Below are 18,175 nucleotides of genomic sequence, written 5' to 3'. Positions count from 1 at the left end.
GCAGGCCGGCCGGCTCAGGCCGGGAACACGCCGGTCGACAGATAGCGGTCGCCGCGATCGCAGACGATGAACACGATCGTCGCGTTCTCGACCTGGCGTGCGACGCGCATCGCGACTTCGCACGCACCGCCCGACGAAATGCCCGCGAAAATGCCTTCGACGGCCGCCAGCCGGCGCGCCATCGTTTCGGAGGCAGCCTGGCTCACGTTCTCGACGCGATCGACGCGGCTGCGATCGAAGATCGTCGGCATGTACGCTTCCGGCCACTTGCGGATGCCCGGGATGCGCGAGCCGTCTTCCGGCTGCGCGCCGATGATCTCGATCGCCGGATTCTGCTCCTTCAGATACCGCGACGTGCCCATGATCGTGCCGGTCGTGCCCATCGCCGACACGAAATGCGTGACGCGCCCGTCGGTGTCGCGCCAGATTTCCGGGCCGGTCCCTTCGTAGTGCGCGATCGGATTGTCGGGATTCCCGAACTGATCGAGGATCACGCCCTTGCCTTCGCGCTGCATCTGCTCCGCGAGGTCGCGCGCCAGTTCCATGCCGCCCTTCACCGGCGTCAGGATGATTTCCGCGCCATACGCCGCCATGCTTTGCCGGCGCTCGACCGACAGGTCCTCCGGCATGATCAGCACCATCTTGTAGCCGCGGATCGCGGCGGCCATCGCGAGCGCGATGCCCGTGTTGCCGCTGGTCGCCTCGATCAGCGTATCGCCCGGCTTGATACGCCCGCGCGCCTCGGCCTTGCTGATCATCGACAGCGCCGGCCGATCCTTCACGGATCCGGCCGGATTGTTGCCCTCCAGCTTCGCGAGAATCACGTTGTTGCGCGCGCGAATCTCGTCGTCGGGCAGGCGGACCAGTTGGACGAGCGGCGTATTGCCGATCGTGTCTTCGATAGTTTTGTAAGCCATGGAGATACCGTGTGAGTACGAGGCCGATCAATCGAACGATTGTAAACCAGCACCGCAGTACCCGCCGGCAATCCCCTTTGCGGCGGTGGAATAGCGCGGCGGCATGAAGCGCAATGTCGACCCGCCCACGCAAAAAGCCCGCGGCATGCCGCGGGAAACCGTCGCAGGGACGGCGGCTGAAGGAACCTGTCGTTTCGCGTACGTTATTTCTGCGCGGTGCGGGTGGACGCCGCGGTGGACTTCGCCGCAGCGGGCGCAGCCGCGCCTGAGCCGGCCGCACCTATCGTCAGCCCCTCCTTCTGCAGGCGCTCGACCGTCTGGCCGCCCATTCCCTTCACGCGCGCGGCGAGATCGTCCGCGTTCTTGAACGGACCGCGTGCGCCGCGCTCGTCGAGGATCGCCTTCGCGCGCGCGGGCCCGATGCCCTTGATGCCGACGAGCGCATCCTCGCTCGCGGTGTTGACGTCGACGGCCGCCCATGCCGACGCGATCGCGCCGAACAGGGCCGCTGCTGCAAACCATTTCCTGATCATCTGCTGGATCTCCCGATGAAAGCGGCCGGCGGCTGCCGACCGTGAGACCCAGTCTAGCGACGCAGCGCCGCCGATTAAACCTGGCCGGACAGCCAGCGGACGTAGCGGTCGACACCTTCCTGCACGGTCAGGAACGGCGCATCGTAGCCGGCCGCGCGCAGCTTCGTCTGGTCGGCCTGCGTGAAGCACTGGTACTTGCCGCGCAGCGCGTCGGGGAACGGCACGTACTCGATCAGTCCCTGCTCGACCTGCTGCGCGAGCGTCAGCGGCGGCAGGTTGTCGAGTGCGCGCAGCGTGTTGACGACCGTCGACGCGATGTCGTTGAACGGCTGCGCGCGGCCCGTGCCGAGATTGAAGATGCCCGACTTCTCCGGATGGTCGAAGAAGAACAGATTCACCTTCGCGACGTCCTCGACCGACACGAAGTCGCGCGTCTGCTCGCCCGGCGCATAGCCGTTGTACTCGCCGAACAGCTTCACCTTGCCTTCCGCCCGGAACTGGTTGAAGTTGTGGAACGCGACCGACGCCATGCGGCCCTTGTGCGTCTCGCGCGGGCCGTACACGTTGAAATAGCGGAAGCCCGCGATCTGGCTTTGCGCGCTCGGCAGCACGCGGCGGATCACCTGGTCGAACAGGAACTTCGAATAGCCGTACACGTTCAGCGGCGCCTCGACGCTGCGCTCTTCGACGAATCGCGTCGAGCCGCCGTAGATCGCGGCCGACGACGCGTACAGGAACTGCGCGCGCTGCGCGAGGCATGCATCGAGCACCGCGCGGCTGTAGCGGAAGTTGTTGTCCATCATGTAGCGGCCGTCGGTTTCCATCGTGTCCGAACAGGCGCCTTCGTGGAATACCGCGCGCACCTTGCCGAAATCGCCGCGCGCAAAGCGTTCGACGAATTCGGTCTTGTCGAGATAGTCGTCGATCTCGCAATCGACGAGGTTTTTGAACTTGTCCGCGCGCGTCAGGTTGTCGACCGCGATGATGCGCGTCTCGCCGCGCTCGTTGAGCGCCTTGACGATGTTTGCGCCGATAAAACCGGCTGCGCCGGTGACGATGAGGGTCATGATCGTCCTTGCCTGAAAAGTGCGAGCCCTTCGCGCGGCGCGCTCGTCGCGCCGCCGCAGGGCTCAGTGAAACAGTTCGTCGTAATCGACCGTGGCCGTGCCGAGCTTGCCGACCACGATACCGGCCGCGCGGTTCGCGAGCACGACCGCGTCGACGAGCGGCACACCCGCGCCGAGCATCGTCGCGACCGTCGCGATCACGGTGTCTCCCGCGCCCGACACGTCGAACACCTCGCGCGCGAGCGCCGGCGCATGCAGTTCGCCGGTCGCGGAAAAGAGCGTCATCCCTTCTTCCGAGCGCGTCAGCAGCAGCGCGTCGATGCCGAGTTCCGCGCGCAGCTTCGCCACGCGCGCGCGCAGGTCCTCTTCCGATTTCCACTGGCCGACGACTTCACGCAGCTCGGCGCGATTCGGCGTGATCAGCGAAGCGCCGCGATAACGCGCCCAGTCGTCGCCCTTCGGATCGACGAGCACCGGCTTGCCGGCCGCGCGCGCCTTCTCGATCATCGTCGTCACGTGCGTGAGGCCGCCCTTTGCATAGTCAGACATCAGCACGACGTCGTGCTGCGGCAGCAGCGTGTCGAAGCGCGCGAGGCCCGCGAGCAGCACCTCGTGCGTCGGCGTCGACTCGAAGTCGACGCGCAGCAGCTGCTGCTGGCGCGCGAGCACGCGCAGCTTGATCGTCGTCGGCAGCGCCGGATCGCGCTCGAGATGAGGCGTCACGCCGCTGCTGCCGAGCAGCTCGACGATCCGCTCGCCCGGCTCGTCACAGCCGACCACGCACAACAATCCTGCCTGGCCGCCGAGCGTCACCGCGTTGCGCGCGACGTTGGCCGCGCCGCCGAGCCGCTCTTCATGACGCTGCACGTGCACGACCGGCACCGGCGCCTCGGGCGAGATGCGGTCGACGTTGCCGAACCAGTAGCGGTCGAGCATCACGTCGCCGACGACGAGCACGCGCGATTGCGCGATCTGCGCGCGCGGCACGGGAACGACTTCGCGGAGCGTGGTCATGGTGCGCTCATTCACGGGAGTTGGCTTGCGGGTCGACATGGGGGCGTCCGATCGCGTAATAGTCGATGCCGAGCTCGGCCATCGCGTCCGGCTCGTACAGGTTGCGCCCGTCGAAAATCACCGGCGCCTTCAGTTCGGCCTTCAGGCGCGTGAAATCCGGGCTCCTGAATTCCTTCCATTCGGTGACGATCACGAGCGCGTCCGCACCCGTCACGGCCGCGTCCTGCGTATCGACGAACTGCAGGCGCGCAAGCGCGTCCGCGTCCTCGGCGAGATCCAGCGCGAACACGCGCCGCGCCTCGTCGATCGCGACCGGATCGTATGCGCGCACGGTCGCGCCGCGCGCCAGCAGCGCGGCGATCAGGCGACGGCTCGGCGCCTCGCGCATGTCGTCGGTGTTCGGCTTGAACGCGAGGCCCCAGACCGCGAATTCGCGACCGTCGAGGTCCGCACCGAAGCGCTGTTCGATCTTGCCGATCAGCACGTCCTTCTGCGCGTGGTTGGCCGCTTCGACCGCTTCCAGGATGCGCAGCGGCTGGCCGTTCTCGCCGGCCGTGCGGATCAGCGCCTGCACGTCCTTCGGGAAGCACGAGCCGCCATAGCCGACGCCCGCGTACAGGAAGTGATAGCCGATGCGCGGATCCGAGCCGATCCCGCGCCGCACGGCCTCGATGTCGGCGCCGACCTTGTCGGCGAGATTCGACATCTCGTTCATGAACGAGATGCGCGTCGCGAGCATCGCGTTCGCCGCGTACTTCGCGAATTCCGCCGAACGCACGTCCATGTAGATCGTGCGCTCGTGGTTGCGGTTGAACGGCGCATACAGCTTCTTCATCTTCTCGCGCGCAATCGCGCCCGTCTCGTCGTCGTCGACGCCGATGATGATGCGGTCCGGACGCATGAAGTCCTCGACCGCCGCGCCTTCCTTCAGGAACTCGGGATTCGACACGATCGAGAAGCGATGCGCGGCGCCGCGAGCGGCCAGCGCCTCGTCGACCACGGCCCGCACGCGTTGCGCGGTGCCGACCGGCACCGTCGACTTGTCGACGATCACCTTGAAACCCGTCATGTGACGGCCGATGTTGCGCGCGGCCTCGAGCACGTATTGCAGGTCGGCCGAACCGTCCTCGTCGGGCGGCGTGCCGACCGCGATGAACTGGATCTCGCCGTGCGCGACGCTGGCCTCGATATCGGTCGAGAAGCGCAGGCGCCCCGCCGCGCGATTGCGCGCGATGATTTCCAGCAGCCCCGGTTCGTGGATCGGCACGCCGCCGTTGTTCAGGATCTCGATCTTGCGCGGATCGACGTCGAGGCAGAAGACGTCGTGGCCGATCTCCGCGAGGCACGCGCCGGTGACGAGACCGACGTAGCCGGTGCCGATGATGGTGATTTTCATAGATGTTCCGGTGCTTCCCGGTAATAGACTAACTGGGTCGCCGGGCCGGGCCCGGCGACTGCCGCGATGCGTTCGTCCCGCGTACCGGGATCAGCCCGGCATCGCCGGTTCGACGCGGCGCGGCGCATAGGTTTCCCACCCGCTGCATCCGGGGCACTGCCAGTAGAAGAGCCGTGCCCGGAAACCGCAATTCTGGCACGTATACCGTGGCAGATTTTTGGTGCGCTGCTTGATCAGCGCACGCATCATTTCAAGTTCCTTACGCCGCGGCTCGTCGGCCGCCGCGATCTGCGCGTCGAGCAGGTGCAGCATGCCCGACAGGTTCGGCGACTTCTCCATCTGCGCACGCGCGAGCGTGTGCGCGGCGTCCTGGCCGCGCAGGCCCGCGATGTGCTGGTAGGCGATGTCGAGCAGGTCGTTCGACGGATAGCGGTCGATATAGCCCATCAGCAGCTCGGCGCCTTCGGCGCCCTTGCCGAGCGCCGCGTACGCCTTCATCAGCTTGTCGGCGACCAGCGGCAGATAGGCCGGATTCTGCCCCTCGACGCGCTTCCAGTGATCGATCGCAGCCGCCGGATCGCCCGCCGCCGCCGCCGCGTCGCCGGACAGGATCGTTGCGCGCACGTTCTGCGGATTCGCAACCAGCGCCAGCCGAAGCTGCTCGGCGGCAGCCGCCGCATTCTTGCGCTGCAGCGCTTCCTGTGCGAGTTCGCAATGGAACTGCGCGATTTCGGTGCCGAGCGGCTTGTCGCTCATCGATTCGATGCGCTTCGCGGTCTCGATCGACTTGTTCCAGTCCTTCTCGATCTCGTAGATCGTCAGCAGCGCCCGCTGCGCGCCGAGCGCGTAGTCGCCGTCGGCAAGCATGTGGAAGGTTTCCTCCGCGCGATCGAGCAGGCCGGCCTTCAGGAAGTCCTGGCCCAGCTCGTAGAGCGCGTGGTCGCGCTCGTTGACCGGCAGATCGGTGCGGCTCAACAGGTTCTGGTGCACGCGGATCGCCCGATCGGTTTCGCCGCGGCGGCGAAACAGGTTGCCGAGCGCGAAGTGCAGCTCGACCGTTTCGGGATCGAGCTTCGCGACTTCGATGAACGCATCGATCGCCTTGTCGGGTTGTTCGTTCAGCAGAAAATTCAGGCCGCGAAAATACGATCGCGGCAGGTTCGCGCTCTCCGACAGGAGATTCTTCAGGTCATAGCGAGACGCTGCCCAGCCGAGCGCGAAAGCCACCGGAATCGCGAGCAACCACCAGAAATCCAGATCCATGCGAAATATCGAAGCAGAGACGAAAACCGCGCGAAACTCGCGCGGCGTCCGTATTAAATGACGGGCGGCATCGGCGGTTGGTCGACGACGACGGGCGTTTCGCGCGCCGCACGCAGATCGCGCTTCAGGCGCCCATTCTCGACACGCAGCCGGAAGATCGCGGGCAGCGCGGACAGCAGGCCGGCCAGCAGCCCCACGCCGAAGAACGCCAGCCCGATCAGGATCAGCGGCGCCTGCCATGTGTAGCCAGCAAGGAAATTCAGCGTCGCGGTTTGTGTATTGGCCAGTGCGAGCACCAGCAGCAGCACGAACACCAATACCCGAATCAGCCAGACGATAAATTTCATGAAGCCCTCTCTTTGTTGAGAATTGCCGCGGCGCGCGACTCCCCTTCGTCACGCCGAATCGACCCGTATTGTAAAGGAAGCGTTTCCACGTCAGCGCATCATGCGCGCGCGTGGTGCGTTCGCGCCATGCGGCGCCGGCCGGAAATAAAAAAAGCGCCCGCAAGGGGCGCTTTTTTTTCAGCCTTCGCCGGACAGGTTCCGGGCAGACCGCACGACGCTCAACGCTCGTCGTCCGGATCGTCAGCCTTCAGCGGCTCGCCCGCGCGACCGTCGACGCGTTCACGCAATTCCTTGCCGGGCTTGAAGTGCGGCACGAACTTCTCGGGCACCTGCACTTTTTCCCCCGACTTCGGGTTGCGTCCGACGCGTGCCGGACGACGGTTGAGGCCGAAGCTGCCGAAACCCCGAATTTCGATGCGATGCCCTTTCGCCAAAGCGTCGGACATCGCGTCGAGCATCGTTTTCACCGCGAAATCCGCATCCTTGAGGACAAGTTGCGGAAATCGCGATGCCAGCTGCGCGACCAACTCGGATTTGGTCATACTTCAGCAGACCTCGTGAGGCTTACTGGTTCTGGCCGTCGAGCTTCGCCTTCAGCAGCGCGCCGAGGTTGGTCGTGCCGGTTGCGGCAGCGCTGGTGTCGGACTGCAGGCCGCGGATCGCTTCCTGCTGCTCGGCCGAATCCTTCGCCTTGATCGACAGGTTGATGCCACGCGACTTGCGATCGATGTTGATCACCATCGCGTTGACCTTGTCGCCTTCCTTCAGCACGTTGCGTGCATCTTCGACGCGATCCTGCGAGATTTCCGACGCACGCAGGTAGCCTTCGATGTCGCCCGTCAGCGTGATGACCGCGCCCTTCGCATCGACCGACTTCACGACGCCGTCGACGATCGAGCCCTTGTCGTTCATTGCAACGTAGTTGCTGAACGGGTCGCCTTCGAGCTGCTTGATGCCGAGCGAAATGCGCTCCTTCTCGACGTCGATGCCGAGCACGATCGCTTCGACTTCGTCGCCCTTCTTGTACTTGCGAACGGCTTCTTCGCCGGCTTCGCTCCACGACAGGTCCGACAGGTGGACCAGGCCGTCGATGCCGCCCGGCAGACCGATGAACACGCCGAAGTCGGTGATCGACTTGATTGCGCCCGTGATCTTGTCGCCCTTCTTGAAGTTGCGGCTGAAGTCATCCCACGGATTCGGCTTGCACTGCTTCATGCCGAGGCTGATACGACGACGGTCTTCGTCGATCTCGAGGACCATGACTTCGACTTCGTCGCCCAGCTGGACAACCTTCGACGGCGCAACGTTCTTGTTGGTCCAGTCCATTTCCGACACGTGGACCAGGCCTTCGATGCCCGATTCCACTTCGACGAATGCGCCGTAGTCGGTGATGTTCGTGACCTTGCCGAACAGGCGCGTGCCCGACGGGTAACGGCGCGAGATGCCTTCCCACGGATCGTCGCCCAGCTGCTTGATGCCCAGCGACACGCGGTTCTTCTCTTGGTCGAACTTGAGGATCTTCGCGGTGACTTCCTGGCCAACCGACAGGACTTCGCTCGGGTGACGCACACGACGCCATGCGATGTCGGTGATGTGCAGCAGGCCGTCGATGCCGCCGAGGTCGACGAACGCGCCGTAGTCGGTGATGTTCTTGACCACGCCGTTGACGATCGCGCCTTCCTTCAGCGTCTCGAGCAGCTTCGCGCGCTCTTCGCCTTGCGTGGCTTCGATCACTGCGCGGCGCGACAGCACGACGTTGTTACGCTTGCGGTCGAGCTTGATCACGCGGAACTCGAGCGTCTTGCCTTCGTACGGCGTCGTGTCCTTGACCGGACGCGTATCGACCAGCGAACCTGGCAGGAACGCGCGGATGCCGTTGACCATCACGGTCATGCCGCCCTTCACCTTGCCGGTGATCGTGCCGGTGACGAGTTCGTTGTTGTCGAGTGCCTTTTCCAGCGACAGCCACGATGCAAGGCGCTTCGCCTTGTCGCGCGACAGGATCGTGTCGCCGTAGCCGTTTTCGAGTGCGTCGATCGCGACGGACACGAAATCGCCCGACTGCACCTCAACCTCGCCCTGATCGTTCAGGAATTCCTCGATCGGAATGTAAGCCTCGGACTTCAGGCCTGCATTGACGACCACGAAGTTGTGGTCGACGCGCACGACTTCGGCGGAAATCACTTCGCCGGCGCGCATGTCTTGGCGGGTCAGCGACTCTTCGAACAGAGCCGCAAAGGATTCGGTATTCGGGTTGGAGGTTTGCAGGTCGGACATAAAAATCTGATTGTGCATGGATCGCTGTGCCACGCCGGCCGGAATGGCAGGCTGAAAGGGCCAGATCGAAGTCCACACGGGGTTAAGGGTTCAAAACACGCTTCGCGCTTGCGACGCGGAGCACCTACCGCTGCCCGCCTTCTCAGGCAGGCTGGCCAAGCGCCCGGTACCACTGCAGCACCTGGTCGACCGCCTGATCGACCGAAAGCGCCGACGTATCGAGCAGCCTCGCATCTGCCGCAGGCTTCAGCGGCGCGGCCGCGCGATTGCTGTCGCGCGCGTCACGTTCACGAAGATCCCGGAGCAAGTCATCTATATTAGCAGAAAAACCTTTTTGCATCAATTGCTTATGCCGTCTGGCCGCGCGCGCCTCCGCGCTGGCCGTCAGGAACACCTTCAGCCCGGCGTCCGGGAAGATCACCGTGCCCATGTCGCGGCCGTCGGCGACGAGGCCCGGCGTCTTGCGAAACGCGCGCTGGCGCGCGACCAGCGCGGCGCGCACGGGGCCGTGCACCGCGATCGCCGACGCGCGGTTGCCGATCGCCTCCGCGCGGATCTCGTTCGACACGTCGACGCCGTCGAGCTGCGCGCAGCCTTCGCGAAACGTGATATGGAGATCGTCGATCAGCTTCACAAGGGCGTCGATGTCTTCCGCCGCGATGTCGTAGCGCACGCTCGCGAGCGCCGCGAGACGGTACAGCGCGCCGCTGTCGAGCAGGTGGAAGCCGAGGTGCGCGGCGACGAGCGCCGCGACGGTGCCCTTGCCGGAGGCGGTGGGGCCGTCGATCGTGATGACGGGAGTCGGGTGAAAGGGTCGGGTCGATTTCATCAGGTCAGTCGGTCAGGCCTTCGCGAGCGCGGCGAAGCGGTCGAAATAGTCGGGGAACGTCTTGCCGACGCACTTCGGATCGTTGATGCGCACGGGCACGCCGCCCAGGCTGACAAGCGAGAAGCACATCGCCATCCGGTGATCGTCGTAGGTGTCGATCGCCGCGTTCGGCGTGAGCGCCGGCGGCGGCGTGACGACGAGATAGTCGGGCCCCTCCTCGACGGTCGCGCCGACCTTGCGCAGCTCGGTCGCCATCGCGGCGATGCGGTCGGTCTCCTTCACGCGCCAGCTCGCGATATTGCGCAGCGTGCTGGTGCCGCTCGCGAACAGCGCCGCGACCGCGATCGTCATCGCCGCGTCGGGGATCAGGTTGAAATCCATGTCGATCGGTTCGAGCTTGCCGTGGTCGTGGCCGATACCGCGCACCTCGATCCAGTCGTCGCCCATCGTCACGTTCGCGCCCATCTGCATCAGCGCGTTCGCGAAGCCGACATCGCCCTGGATGCTCGCGCGCCCGACGCCCTCGACGCGCAGCGGGCCGCCGCCGAGCGCGCCCGCGGCGAGGAAGTACGACGCGGATGACGCATCGCCCTCGACCATGATCCGCCCCGGCGAGCGGTAGCGCACGCCGGCCGGCACGACGAAGCGCTGCCAGCCGTCGCGCTCGACGTTCACGCCGAAGCGCTCCATCAGCCGGATCGTGATGTCGATGTACGGCTTCGAGATCAGCTCGCCGTCGATCTCGACGACGCTGCGGCCGTCCTTCGCCTTCACGAGCGGCAGCGTCATCAGGAGTGCCGTGAGGAACTGGCTCGACACGTCGCCGCGCACGCGGATCGGCGCGTCGACCGAGATCGTCGCGGGCTTGATCCGCAGCGGCGGATAGCCTTCGTTCTGCTCGTAGTCGATCTGTGCGCCGATCTGGCGCAACCCGTCGACGAGGTCGCCGATCGGCCGCTCGTGCATGCGCGGCACGCCATGCACGCGATAATCGCCGCCGTTCACCGCGAGCGCGGCCGTCAGCGGACGCACGGCGGTGCCCGCGTTGCCGAGGAACAGGTCGGCCGTCTTCGCGGTAAACGCGCCGCGCGTGCCGGTGACGACGCAGGTGTCGCCGTCGCGCGCGAGCTTCACGCCGAGCTTGCCGAGCGCGTCGAGCATCACGCGCGTGTCGTCGGAGTCGAGCAGGTTCGTGATCGTCGTGTCGCCTTCGGAAAGCGCCGCGAGCAGCAGCACGCGGTTCGAGATGCTCTTCGAACCGGGCAGGCGCACGGTGCCCGATGCGCTGGAGTACGGGCCGAGATCGAGATAGTCCATGGGAATCGTCCTGTTATTTCTTGACGGGTTCGGCAGCGGGCTGGCCGCCGCGCTCCTGCCACGCCTTGCGGGCCGCGCGCGAGCGCGCGAACACGGCTTCGAGCGCCGCGCCGTCGCCGGCGTCGATCGCGGCGCGCAGGCGCGCGAGCACGCGCGTGTAGCCGTCGAGTTCGTCGAGCAGCGCCGCGCGGTTCGCGACGCACACGTCGCGCCACATTTCCGGGCTCGACGCCGCGATGCGCGTGAAGTCGCGGAAACCGCCCGCCGCATACGAGAACTTCAGTTCGGCATCGGCCTCGCCGAGGATCTGCTCGACGAGCGCGAACGACAGCACGTGCGGCAGATGGCTGACCGACGCGAACACGCGGTCGTGCTGCTCTGTGCTCATCGTGCGCACGTCGGCGCCCGTGGCGCGCCACATCGCGTCGATCCGCGCGACCGACTCGGGCGCGTTCTCCGGCAGCGGGCACAGCACGACGTTGCGACCGACGTACAGATCCGGCAGCGCGGCCTCGACGCCGCTCGATTCGCGCCCGGCGATCGGATGCCCCGGCACGAACTGCGCGATGCGCGCGCCAAGCGCGGCGCGCGCCGCCGCGACGACGTCGGATTTGGTGCTGCCCGCATCGGTGACGATCGTCGCGTCGTCGAGCCACGGCACGATGCGCGCGAGCAGCGGCCCCGTCTGCGCGACCGGCGCGGCCAGCAGTACGAGGTCGGCGCCGGCGAGCGCGGTGCGCAACTGCGCGTCGTCGTCGAGCGCCGCCGCGCGATCGATCACGCCGAGCGCGAGCGCATGCTCGATCGACGCGCGCGAACGGCCGACGCCGACGATCTCGCCCGCGCCGCCCGGCGCGCGCTCGCGCAGCGCGCGGGCCAGCGATCCGCCGATCAGGCCGACGCCGAAAATCACCAGTTTGTTGAATGCAAAGCCTGACACGACAAGAGCCAAGTTACGCGCGCGGGCCGAAGCCGCACGCACGGAATTCCAGATCCCGGGCCTCGGGCCCGCATCCCGCGCGCTGCGCCGGATGCCGCCCGAACCCGCCTCAGGCAGCGCCGACCGAGCGACCGGCCGAGCTGCCCTGCCCGCGTCACCGTACTGCGCGATGACGCCGTCGCGCGGTCAGCGCGCGCGCGGATACGAACCGAGTATCTTCAGGAACGCGGCCTTCTGGCCGAGCTCCGCGAGCGCAGCCGCGACCGACGCATCGTCCCGGTGCCCCTCGATGTCGATGTAGAAGTAGTACTCCCACGTGCCGACGCGCGCCGGACGCGACTCGAAGCGCGTCATCGACACGCCGTGCCGCGCGAGCGGCTCGAGCAGCTTGAACACCGCGCCCGGCTCGTTCTTCACCGACACGATCAGCGACGTCTGGTCGTTGCCGCTCGGTCCGGCCGGCTGCTTGCCGATGATCACGAAGCGCGTGCGGTTGTGCGGATCGTCCTGGATCAGCGAGAACGCGATCTGCAGCCCGTAGTGCGCGGCCGCGCGGTCGCCGGCGATCGCCGCGACGGATGGATCGGCCGCCGCGAGGCGCGCGGCCTCGGCATTGCTCGACACGGCCTGCCGCTCGAGCTGCGGCGCGTTCGCCGCGAGCCACTGCTGGCACTGCGCGAGCGCCTGCGCATGCGCGCAGACGCGCGTCACGCCGTCGAGCGAGCCGTTCAGCGTCAGCAGGTTGTGATGGATCGGCAGCGCGAATTCGCCGCTGATCAGCAGCTGCGTCTGCAACAGCAGGTCGAGCGTGCGCGACACCGCGCCCTCGGTCGAATTCTCGACCGGCGCGACGCCGAACGTGGCGGCGCCGGCCTCGACCGAGCGGAACACCTCGTCGATCGACGGACACGGCAGCCCCTCGATCGACTGGCCGAAATACTCGAACATCGCCTGTTCGCTGTACGTGCCGACCGGCCCGAGGAACGCGACGTGGATCGTCTGCTCGAGCGCGCGGCTCGCGGCCATGATCTCGCGCCAGATCGCGCTGATGTGCTCGCCCGCGAGCGGGCCCGCGCTCATGTCCTGCAGGCGCGCGATCACCTGCAGCTCGCGCTCCGGCCGGAACACCGGCGCGTTGAAATGCTTCTTGACCTCGCCCACTTCCAGCGCCACCGCGGCGCGCTGGTTCAGCAGCGAGATCAGCTGCGCGTCGATCGCATCGATGCGGTCGCGCAGCGGTTTGAGGCGGGAATTCAGTTCGTCGTCCATGCGTTTTGCCGTGCTGTTTGAACAGCGCCGCCGTCAGGCGCCGCGCTGCTCGAAGTCCTTCATGTACTCGACGAGCGCCTTCACGCCCTCGAGCGGCACCGCGTTGTAGATCGACGCCCGCATGCCGCCGACGGACTTGTGGCCCTTCAGCTGCAGCAGCCCGCGCGCCTTTGCGCCGGCAAGGAAGTCTTCGTTGCGCGTTTCGTCGGCCAGGAAAAAGGGCACGTTCATCCGCGAACGCGCCGCCGGCTCGACCTTGTTCAGATAGAAGCTGCTCGCGTCGATCGTGTCGTAGAGCAGCTTCGCCTTTTCGATGTTGCGGGCCTCGATCGCTTCGAGCCCGCCCTGCCGCTTCAGCCACTGGAACACGAGGCCCGCGATGTAGATCGCATAGGTGGGCGGCGTGTTGTACAGCGAGTTGTTGGCGGCGATGGTCTTCCATTCGAACGCCGACGGACAGATCGACAGCGCGCGGTCGAGCAGGTCCTCGCGGACGATCACGAGCGTCACGCCGGCCATCCCGATGTTCTTCTGCGCGCCACCGAACAGCACGCCGTACTTCGCGACGTCCATCGGGCGCGACAGGATGTGCGACGACACGTCCGCGACGAGCGGCACGTCGCCGAGGTCGGGAATCTCGAACGTCTCGACGCCGTCGATCGTCTCGTTGGTGCACAGATGCACGTAGGCCGGATCGTCGGACAACTGCCATTCGGCGCGCGCCGGCGCGCGCGTGAAGCCGTCCTGCGTCTTGCCGGTCGCGGCCAGATGCGGCGTGCCGTACTTCTTCGCCTCGTTGAACGACTTCTGCGACCACGAGCCCGTGACGACGAAGTCGGCCGTCTTGCGCGAGCCGAGCAGGTTCATCGGCACGATCGCGTTCTCGGCGATGCCGCCGCCCTGCAGGAACAGGATCCGGTGGCTGGCCGGCACGCCGAGCAGATCGCGCAGGTCGGTCAGCGCCGCCTCGTGGATCGACATGAATTCCTTGCCGCGATGGCTCATCTCCATCACGCTCATGCCGCTGCCGTGCCAGTCGAGCATTTCGTCGGCCGCTTGCCGCAGCACTTCTTCCGGCATCGCCGCGGGACCGGCGGAGAAATTAAAGACGCGCATCGTGAAAACCTCGGGAGGGACGCGACCGGCAACGTGCCGCCGCCTGTCATTGCAAATGAGCCGCGCCAGAAAGGAAATGGCCGCTTGCGCTCGCGCGCAAACGGCCATTATCGCACTGTCATCAGGCTCCCGCCAAACCCGGCCGAACGGCCGGGGGCGTGCCCGGACGGCTTACTTGCCCGGCTTGACTGCCGCGACTTCCTTGTCGGCCTGGGCGCGCGTTGCCTGGATCGCTTGCGGCATGTACTTCTGCATCAGGCCGTTGACCACGTCGCGACCGACCTGATCCTGAACCTGGATGAACTTGCGGCCCGTCGGGCTCTTGTAGAACGTCGTCAGATCCTTGATCTCCGACGTGCTGTAGTACTTCGCGTACGCGTCGTACTGAGCCTGCATCGCGTCGTTGCTGAACGCCTGCGTGCCGAACACCTTGCCTGCGCCGTCGACCAGCTTCGGCACCGCGTTCTTCTGCAGCGTCGGCACGGCGGCCTGCTTCTGCTTGTCGTTCAGCGTCTTGTTCTCCGACAGCGCGTCCGACAGGATCGCCGGCACGAGCTGCTTGGCCTGCATCTCGGCGCTGTTGCCGATTGCCGACACGAGCTTCGGCGCGTCGATCGCGTCGAGCAGATCCTTGATCGCTGCCTTCTTGTCGGCGTCGATCGGCGCAGCTGCCGCGGGCGCAGCCGGTGCGGAATTCGACAGCGCCTGCGCCATCGCGAACGTCGGCACCAGTGCGGCCAGCAGGACCAGTTGCTTGAATTGCTTTTGCATCATCACTCCCTTTGGAAATATGAATGGGTTTCTCGCCGGCCGCATCGCGCCGCGCTCAAACCTTCGCGCGGCACGCCTGCGGCGGCTCGATAGTCTCATCCGTTCAGGCTTCGCCGTCCGACGCCTCGTCGGCCTCGCCGTCGCCCTCCTCGGCCTCCGCGATCTGCTGCAGGCCAGAGAGCTTGGTACCCTCATCGAGACTGATGAGTGTAACACCTTGCGTCGCGCGTCCCATCTCGCGGATCTCCGACACGCGCGTACGGATCAACACGCCGGCCGTCGTGATCAGCATGATCTGATCCTCGGCGTCGACGAGCGTCGCGGCGACGACCTTGCCGTTGCGCTCGGACGTCTGGATCGCGATCATACCCTTCGTGCCGCGGCCATGACGCGTGTATTCGGTGATCGGCGTGCGCTTGCCGAAGCCGTTCTCGGTCGCGGTGAGCACCGACTGCTCTTCGCTGCCGGCCACCAGCAGCGCGATGACCTGCTGGCCATCCTCGAGCTGCATGCCGCGCACGCCGCGCGCCTCGCGCCCCATCGGCCGCACGTCGTTCTCGTCGAAGCGCACGGCCTTGCCGGCGTCGGAGAACAGCATCACGTCGTGCGCGCCGTCGGTGATCGACGCGCCGATCAGGTAGTCGCCGTCGTCGAGGCCGACCGCGATGATGCCCTTCTTCATCGGACGGCTGAATGCCTCGAGCGGCGTCTTCTTCACGGTGCCGAGCGAGGTCGCCATGAACACGAACTTGTCGGCCGAGAATTCCTTGACCGGCAGCACCACGTTGATCTTCTCGCCGTCCTGCAGCGGGAACATGTTGACGATCGGACGGCCGCGCGAGTTGCGCGAGCCCTGCGGCACCTCGTACACCTTGATCCAGTACACGCGGCCGCGGTTCGAGAAGCAGAGCATGTAATCGTGCGTGTTCGCAATGAACAGCGTCTCGATCCAGTCGTCTTCCTTCATCTGCGTCGCCTGCTTGCCGCGGCCGCCGCGCTTCTGCGCGCGGTACTCGGACAGCGGCTGCGACTTCACGTAGCCCGCGTGCGACATCGTGACGACCATGTCCTGCGGCGTGATCAGGTCCTCGGTGTTCAGCTCGGTCGCGTTCAGCTCGATCCGCGAGCGGCGCGCGTCGCCGAACTCGGCCTTCACCGACGTCAGCTCGTCGCCGATCATCGTCGTGATCCGCTCGGGGCGCGCGAGGATGTCCAGCAAGTCGGCGATCTGCGCCATCACGTCGCGGTATTCGCCGATGATCTTGTCCTGCTCGAGGCCGGTCAGGCGCTGCAGACGCATCTGCAGGATTTCCTGCGCCTGCGTGTCGGACAGCTTGTACAGCCCGTCGCCCTGCATGCCGAACGCCGGGTTCAGCCCTTCCGGACGGTACGCGTCGCGCCCGCCGGCCGCGGCGTTCTCGGATTCGGCGCGCGTCAGCATCTCGCGCACGAGCGACGAATCCCACGCCTTCGCCATCAGCTCCTGCTTCGCGATCGGCGGCGTCGGCGCGGCCTTGATGATCGCGATGAACTCGTCGATGTTCGCGAGCGCGACCGCGAGGCCTTCGAGCACGTGGCCGCGTTCGCGCGCCTTGCGCAGTTCGTAGACCGTGCGGCGCGTCAGCACTTCGCGACGATGCGACAGGAAGCACTGAAGGATTTCCTTCAGGTTCAGCAGCTTCGGCTGGCCGTCGACGAGCGCGACCATGTTCATGCCGAACGTGTCCTGCAGCTGGGTCGCCTTGTACAGGTTGTTCAGCACCACTTCCGGCACTTCGCCGCGCTTGAGCTCGATCACGACGCGCATGCCGCTCTTGTCGGACTCGTCGCGGATGTCGGAGATGCCCTCGAGCTTCTTCTCGTTGACGAGCTCGGCGATGCGCTCGAGCAGCGAACGCTTGTTGACCTGGTACGGCAGCTCGTCGACGATGATCGCCATGCGCTGGCCGCGGTCGATTTCCTCGAAGTGCGTGGCCGCGCGCATCACGACGCGGCCGCGCCCGGTGCGGTAGCCGTCGCGCACGCCGGCGACGCCGTAGATGATGCCGGCCGTCGGGAAGTCCGGCGCCGGGATGATCTCGATCAGCTCGTCGATCGTCGCTTCGGGATTGTTCAGCAGATGCTGGCACGCATCGACGACTTCGTTCAGGTTGTGCGGCGGGATGTTGGTCGCCATGCCGACCGCGATGCCCGACGAGCCGTTGATCAGCAGGTTCGGGATCCGCGCCGGCAGGATCAGCGGCTGCATCTCGCTGCCGTCGTAGTTCGGCCCGAAGTCGACCGTTTCCTTGTCGATGTCCGACAGCAGCTCGTGACCGATCTTCGCCATGCGAATTTCGGTGTAACGCATCGCGGCGGCGTTGTCGCCGTCGATCGAGCCGAAGTTGCCTTGCCCGTCGACCAGCATGTAGCGCAGCGAGAAGTCCTGCGCCATCCGCACGATCGTTTCATAGACCGCGCTGTCGCCGTGAGGGTGGTACTTACCGATCACGTCGCCGACGATACGCGCCGACTTCTTGTACGCCCGGTTCCAGTCGTTGTTCAGTTCGTGCATCGCGAACAGCACACGCCGGTGCACGGGCTTCAGGCCATCGCGGACATCCGGGAGGGCACGTCCGACGATCACGCTCATCGCGTAATCGAGATACGAACGGCGCATTTCCTCCTCGAGGGAGGTGGGCAGGGTCTCTTTGGCGAATTGATCCATGTATCCGTATCTTTTCGGAGCGAAGACGGGAACGCCTTTCGCGTGAGCGATGCATGCGCAACGCAACGCGAGATTCTAACATGCGCCCATCAGCCGCCAATTCGGGGCCCCTCTATATATATAAGGCGGAAATTGCGGCACCCCCGCGCCGCCGCCGGACCTTCGCTGTCGCAGCGCCGCAGGCCGCGTCGTCGCATCCGCTTCATGCCCTCGAATGGACACTCCTCGCTTCCCGCGCAATTTCCCCGTCACACTCTTGACAATTTCTGAAAGTTGCGGCAAGCCGGTGTTGCGCATGCACCACAATCGTCAAGGCGATCTTGGGGTGGGGAGGATTTTTTTTCGTAGGAAGGGAACGATATGGCAAAATGCCAACGCACTGAAAGTTAGACGCTGCTCGAAGTCTACACAG

The 18,175-nt window shown here is 66.0% G+C and carries 16 protein-coding genes; all 16 read right to left on the bottom strand.

What is annotated here, in order from left to right; translation table 11 throughout:
• Positions 1 to 14 precede the first annotated feature (14 nt).
• Positions 15 to 917, bottom strand: coding sequence for a cysteine synthase CysM (gene cysM / locus WS57_RS22875; RefSeq protein WP_040126902.1), 903 nt, complete (start codon positions 915 to 917; stop codon positions 15 to 17).
• 203 nt (positions 918 to 1,120) lie between these two features.
• Positions 1,121 to 1,450: a ComEA family DNA-binding protein gene (locus WS57_RS22870; RefSeq protein WP_009688958.1), complete on the bottom strand. Its 330-nt coding sequence runs from the start codon at positions 1,448 to 1,450 to the stop codon at positions 1,121 to 1,123.
• Between the two features lie 74 nt (positions 1,451 to 1,524).
• Positions 1,525 to 2,517, bottom strand: a complete 993-nt coding sequence (gene rfaD, locus WS57_RS22865; protein WP_009688959.1) for an ADP-glyceromanno-heptose 6-epimerase — start codon at positions 2,515 to 2,517, stop codon at positions 1,525 to 1,527.
• Between the two features lie 63 nt (positions 2,518 to 2,580).
• Positions 2,581 to 3,531: a D-glycero-beta-D-manno-heptose-7-phosphate kinase gene (gene rfaE1, locus WS57_RS22860; protein WP_059516748.1), complete on the bottom strand. Its 951-nt coding sequence runs from the start codon at positions 3,529 to 3,531 to the stop codon at positions 2,581 to 2,583.
• A 7-nt stretch (positions 3,532 to 3,538) separates the two neighbouring features.
• A complete protein-coding gene (locus WS57_RS22855; RefSeq protein WP_059516750.1) occupies positions 3,539 to 4,927 on the bottom strand; it encodes a UDP-glucose dehydrogenase family protein in 1,389 nt (462 codons plus the stop codon).
• A 90-nt stretch (positions 4,928 to 5,017) separates the two neighbouring features.
• Positions 5,018 to 6,190 (bottom strand): lipopolysaccharide assembly protein LapB, encoded by a 1,173-nt coding sequence (lapB, locus tag WS57_RS22850; protein WP_059516752.1) that lies wholly within the window; start codon positions 6,188 to 6,190, stop codon positions 5,018 to 5,020.
• Positions 6,191 to 6,243: 53 nt separating this feature from the next.
• Entirely contained in the window at positions 6,244 to 6,537 is a 294-nt protein-coding gene (locus WS57_RS22845; protein WP_009694034.1) for a lipopolysaccharide assembly protein LapA domain-containing protein, read from the bottom strand.
• A gap of 218 nt (positions 6,538 to 6,755) precedes the next feature.
• Positions 6,756 to 7,079 carry an integration host factor subunit beta gene (locus WS57_RS22840; protein ID WP_006486894.1) on the bottom strand — a complete coding sequence of 108 codons (324 nt, stop codon included), beginning with the start codon at positions 7,077 to 7,079 and terminating at the stop codon, positions 6,756 to 6,758.
• 22 nt (positions 7,080 to 7,101) lie between these two features.
• Positions 7,102 to 8,814: a 30S ribosomal protein S1 gene (rpsA, locus tag WS57_RS22835; RefSeq protein ID WP_009694035.1), complete on the bottom strand. Its 1,713-nt coding sequence runs from the start codon at positions 8,812 to 8,814 to the stop codon at positions 7,102 to 7,104.
• 142 nt (positions 8,815 to 8,956) lie between these two features.
• Positions 8,957 to 9,643, bottom strand: coding sequence for a (d)CMP kinase (gene cmk, locus WS57_RS22830; protein ID WP_040126898.1), 687 nt, complete (start codon positions 9,641 to 9,643; stop codon positions 8,957 to 8,959).
• A gap of 12 nt (positions 9,644 to 9,655) precedes the next feature.
• Positions 9,656 to 10,960 carry a 3-phosphoshikimate 1-carboxyvinyltransferase gene (gene aroA / locus WS57_RS22825; protein WP_009694037.1) on the bottom strand — a complete coding sequence of 435 codons (1,305 nt, stop codon included), beginning with the start codon at positions 10,958 to 10,960 and terminating at the stop codon, positions 9,656 to 9,658.
• A 13-nt stretch (positions 10,961 to 10,973) separates the two neighbouring features.
• Complete coding sequence (locus WS57_RS22820; protein ID WP_069244888.1) at positions 10,974 to 11,900, bottom strand: prephenate dehydrogenase; 927 nt, start codon at positions 11,898 to 11,900, stop codon at positions 10,974 to 10,976.
• A 186-nt stretch (positions 11,901 to 12,086) separates the two neighbouring features.
• The gene (gene pheA, locus WS57_RS22815; RefSeq protein ID WP_009695476.1) at positions 12,087 to 13,169 is read right to left on the bottom strand and encodes a prephenate dehydratase; all 1,083 of its coding nucleotides are present in this window, start codon (positions 13,167 to 13,169) and stop codon (positions 12,087 to 12,089) included.
• Positions 13,170 to 13,202: 33 nt separating this feature from the next.
• Positions 13,203 to 14,285, bottom strand: coding sequence for a 3-phosphoserine/phosphohydroxythreonine transaminase (gene serC, locus WS57_RS22810; RefSeq protein WP_009695475.1), 1,083 nt, complete (start codon positions 14,283 to 14,285; stop codon positions 13,203 to 13,205).
• A gap of 171 nt (positions 14,286 to 14,456) precedes the next feature.
• Complete coding sequence (locus WS57_RS22805) at positions 14,457 to 15,056, bottom strand: DUF2059 domain-containing protein (protein ID WP_009695474.1); 600 nt, start codon at positions 15,054 to 15,056, stop codon at positions 14,457 to 14,459.
• Between the two features lie 103 nt (positions 15,057 to 15,159).
• Positions 15,160 to 17,763: a DNA gyrase subunit A gene (gene gyrA, locus WS57_RS22800; RefSeq protein ID WP_040126894.1), complete on the bottom strand. Its 2,604-nt coding sequence runs from the start codon at positions 17,761 to 17,763 to the stop codon at positions 15,160 to 15,162.
• Between the last annotated feature and the right edge of the window lie 412 nt (positions 17,764 to 18,175).

The sequence above is a fragment of the Burkholderia pseudomultivorans genome, assembly GCF_001718415.1.
GTDB lineage: Bacteria > Pseudomonadota > Gammaproteobacteria > Burkholderiales > Burkholderiaceae > Burkholderia > Burkholderia pseudomultivorans_A.
This window is presented reverse-complemented; position numbering and strand designations above follow the sequence as displayed.